The 3,826-nt window shown below is 48.7% G+C and carries 4 protein-coding genes; 2 read left to right on the top strand and 2 right to left on the bottom strand.

The features are described from left to right. Positions 1-37 precede the first annotated feature (37 nt). Entirely contained in the window at positions 38-169 is a 132-nt protein-coding gene (locus V2H41_RS13890) for a colicin release lysis protein (RefSeq protein ID WP_077521118.1), read from the top strand. Between the two features lie 194 nt (positions 170-363). Here V2H41_RS13890 and V2H41_RS13895 read toward each other — a convergent pair whose 3' ends face one another. Both V2H41_RS13895 and V2H41_RS13900 read right to left on the bottom strand, forming a co-directional pair. After that, positions 364-507 (bottom strand): replication initiation protein, encoded by a 144-nt coding sequence (locus V2H41_RS13895; protein WP_152896351.1) that lies wholly within the window; start codon positions 505-507, stop codon positions 364-366. Positions 508-1,171: 664 nt separating this feature from the next. Next, positions 1,172-1,366, bottom strand: coding sequence for a Rop family plasmid primer RNA-binding protein (locus tag V2H41_RS13900; protein WP_001041629.1), 195 nt, complete (start codon positions 1,364-1,366; stop codon positions 1,172-1,174). A gap of 617 nt (positions 1,367-1,983) precedes the next feature. Here V2H41_RS13900 and V2H41_RS13905 point away from each other — a divergent pair. Beyond that, on the top strand, positions 1,984-2,178 hold the full coding sequence (locus V2H41_RS13905) for an ANR family transcriptional regulator (RefSeq protein WP_116835902.1): 195 nt from the start codon (positions 1,984-1,986) through the stop codon (positions 2,176-2,178). The last annotated feature ends 1,648 nt before the right edge of the window (positions 2,179-3,826 follow it).

Raw genomic sequence — 3,826 nt, forward strand, 5'->3', positions numbered from 1 at the left:
AAATGCATAAGTATTTTTACTTTTGTTGGAAAGAAATATGAAAATAATAATTTTTCTAATTACAATATTATTCTTGTCAGGATGTCAAGCAAACTATATTCGTGATGTACAAGGAGGAACCGTTGCACCATCTTCGTCTTCTGAACTGACGGGGATCGCGGTTCAGTAGAAAAGATCAAAGGATCTTCTTGAGATCCTTTTTTTCTGCGCGTAATCTGCTGCCTGTAAACGAAAAAACCGCCTGGGGAGGCGGTTTAGTCGAAGGTTAAGTCAGTTGGGGACTGCTTAACCGGGTAACTGGCTTTAGTGGAGCACAGATACCAAATGCTGTCCTTCCAGTGTAGCCGCTATAAGGCTTCAACTTCAAGAGTTCTGCGTATCTAAATCCACTATCCAGTTACCAATGGCTGCTGCCAGTGGCGTTAAGTCGTGTCTTACCGGGTTGGACTCAAGACGATAGTTACCGGATAAGGCGCAGCGGTCGGGCTGAACGGGGGGTTCGTGCACACAGCCCAGCTTGGAGCGAACGACCTACACCGAACTGAGATACCAACAGCGTGAGCTATGAGAAAGCGCCACGCTTCCCGAAGGGAGAAAGGCGGACAGGTATCCGGTAAGCGGCAGGGTCGGAACAGGAGAGCGCACGAGGGAGCTTCCGGGGGGAAACGCCTGGTATCTTTATAGTCCTGTCGGGTTTCGCCACCTCTGACTTGAGCGTCGATTTTTGTGATGCTCGTCAGGGGGGCGGAGCCTATGGAAAAAACGCCAGCGGCGCGGCTTTTTTTGCCCTTTGTCTTTTTGCTCACATGTTCTTTCCGGCCTTATCCCCTGATTCTGTGGATAACCGTATTGCCGTTTTTGAGCAAGCAGACTCCGCTCGCCGCAGTCGAACGACCGAGCGCAGCGAGTCAGTGAGCGAGGAAGCGGAAAAGCGCCTGGACGAGCATTTTCTCCTTACGCATCTGTGCGGCATTTCACACCCGGCATGGTGCACTTTTCATACAACCCGCACTGATGCCATATGATTAAGCCAGTATACACTCCGCTATCGCTACGTGACTGGGTCATGGCTGCGCCCCGACACCCGCTAAAACCCGCTGATGCGCCCTGACGAGCTTGTCTGCTGGCGAAAACACTCACGGACAAGCCGCGACCGCTTTCGCCAGCCCCTTTATGGTTCCGTGCCGTACTGCGCTTCAAAGTGTGTCTGTATGCTGTTACCGAGTTCTTCCGCCAGTTCGTGCAGTCGTTCGCACATGGCGGCCTGTTCGTCTGCATCCAGTGCATCCAGTTTTTCGAGCAACGTCAGGCTCTGGCTTTTGATAAATCGCGCCATGTTGAGCGCGGTCTGCTGCTGTTTGTTCACGTTCTCCCTTCTCCGTTACTGGTGTTTACGTCCGGCTGTGCGTCACCTGGTCATCACGCCAGGTGACGTCACTGAAAATTATCACACAAGCCCCGTCGTGTGTGGGCTGCGCGACATTAACACCCCGTGACGCTTATTTTTTGCTGAATATGTGCGCGATTTTCTGTCTGCGTTGTGTGCAGTTGTCGTCATAAACATGAACGTTCCGCCGGTTCCTGATGTGCGTCACTTTGACGTTTTGACAAAGTGACGCACGGGAGGTGCTTGCGCAAACCCGCGAATAACGGCGTTTACCGCGTGATTTTTTTACATCTGACAACGTGACCCGGCGTGATGGCCAGTTCTGGCCAGAGACGTTCGCGGGGTGTCGGGGCGCAGCCATGACCGGGTGGCGTTTGTCCGGTCGTGTGTGCGCGGTCCGACAAATGCACATCCTGTCCCGTTTTTCACACGGTTTTTATTGATTACCGGACAGACGAACCCGGATTGCCATATTGCGAAAATCACGTTAAAACGATTACGAGCGTGCAGTTGGGCTGATATATCAACAGTCATGCCAATATGTATTAACCCGACAGGCCGCTCTTTTTAATTCCAATAAAAATATAAATACGAGTATGAATCAGGACAAAGCAATTTATTTAGAAAATAAATATTTTTCACCCGCAAACGAAGCTGTCAGACTGGAGCGTGAAGGCGATTACATTGGAGCATGGAAAAAATGGAATGATGCGCTTCATTATGCCAAAGGAGAAAATATAGGTTGGTGTATAGCCAGAGCTGAATATTGTAGAAAGACAGGCCGGTTTTAATTCTGGCGGGGTTTCAAAGGGGAGTCCCCTTTGGCACGTCGACGTATCAAAATGCGCCAGCATTTTGTATACAGTCGGTCACGTGCCTCCAGAATTTACCCTCAAAACGCCTCTGTAACTGACGCATAACAAAAGTATAACCAAGATATAATTAACATATAACCAAGGTATAACTAACCTGGTGTGTATATAATTAAGATATAATTAATATATAACTAACGGTTTACCAACGGATCGCATGTAGTAGACGCTACATAAAAAATCCTGAATATGGAGGATTCGTCATAAAGAGATTCCTGTATTTACCGTTCTGATGCAGGACAGGGCAAACACTGCAAAAATGATGAAAAACTGATTAACCATACTGTCTGTATTCTGAATGAATTACGAAGCATAGCGATAAATTAAAAAATCCCCCTGGATTACAGGGGGAAGCCATCAGAGTTTGAGTAATGAGAAATATTATTCTGGAGAGAGCACCACAAATGCGCTCTTTTCCAATCTGCCGTAACCATCGGCAAAAGACAATCAGGACAGGCGAAAAAATCCCCCTATATGGCAAGGGGGTGTCAATGAGGACATGGCAATTGTGAGTTTTGTGTGTGTTTTATGTGTTGCAGTTTGCAACGTCAGAAATTTGCCGTAGTTCGTCATGAGAGACAACAAAAAAATCCCCCGTGACTGGTGGAGGCCAGGGCAAGGGGGGTAGCAAATGCCTGAATAATTTTCGTAGTTTTGATATACCCATCGTTGCAACCGCAACGGGGTGAATTTGCCGCAGTTGTGCGCGAAAAACAATCCTGATTCCGGGACAGGATGTGTAATCGTATAACCGCGCACGCACGGCTATGCGATTACCACCTGGTCAGGGCTTTGCCCCGACACCCTCGACACCGTTCCCGCGATACGATAGAACATCAGGGCGCGTTTCCGGGTAAACGCATGTTAATGACCGGGAATTCATTGATCAGGGACCGGAGACGCGCTACAAAACTCCTGCGCGTTTCTGGCATCAACTGGCCATGGGGATGGTTTGGCAGTAGCAGCAAGCGCCAGAAACGCGCTCAAAACGTCTCTGACAGCCTGAACCCACCAAAACATATAAAATAATTGCCCGATGCAAAAAAGTGCGTTAGAAAGCGTCTGAGCGCGTTTCCTTGCCACCTGAACGTCATCTCTGGGATTCGTGCTCACTCCATCAAATAACAAATAAACTTCAAAGTCTGATAATGGGTTCCCCCTGTAATCCAGGGGATTTTTTTCGCTCACTCATTACCGCACAACTCGACATCACGCCGGAGACACGCTAAAACACTCCTGCGCGTTTCTGGCGTCTTTTTTGTTGCTGTGTCGCTATACTCGTTGTCAGATTCGCGCTCAATCATCACTGATTAATCTACGTTTATCCTTCGACCGATCACGCTGGCATTTTTTGACAACCGGCGCCCATGAAAACGCCAGACGGGAACCGTCATCCGCACCCTCTGACATACTGGGGATTAAAAATCCCTGTGCCGCACAGCCGGCGTTGCATAAAATTCCGCTCTGCGGTGAGTATTGTTTAATCAAAAATCCCCGCAGTTCTTCCGGAAAAACGCGAGTCTGTTCTCATGCCTGAAATGCCCACACACTACGCAAAACCAACTTT

It is taken from the genome of Niabella digestorum (genome assembly GCF_036409055.1).
Taxonomy (GTDB): domain Bacteria; phylum Bacteroidota; class Bacteroidia; order Chitinophagales; family Chitinophagaceae; genus Niabella; species Niabella composti.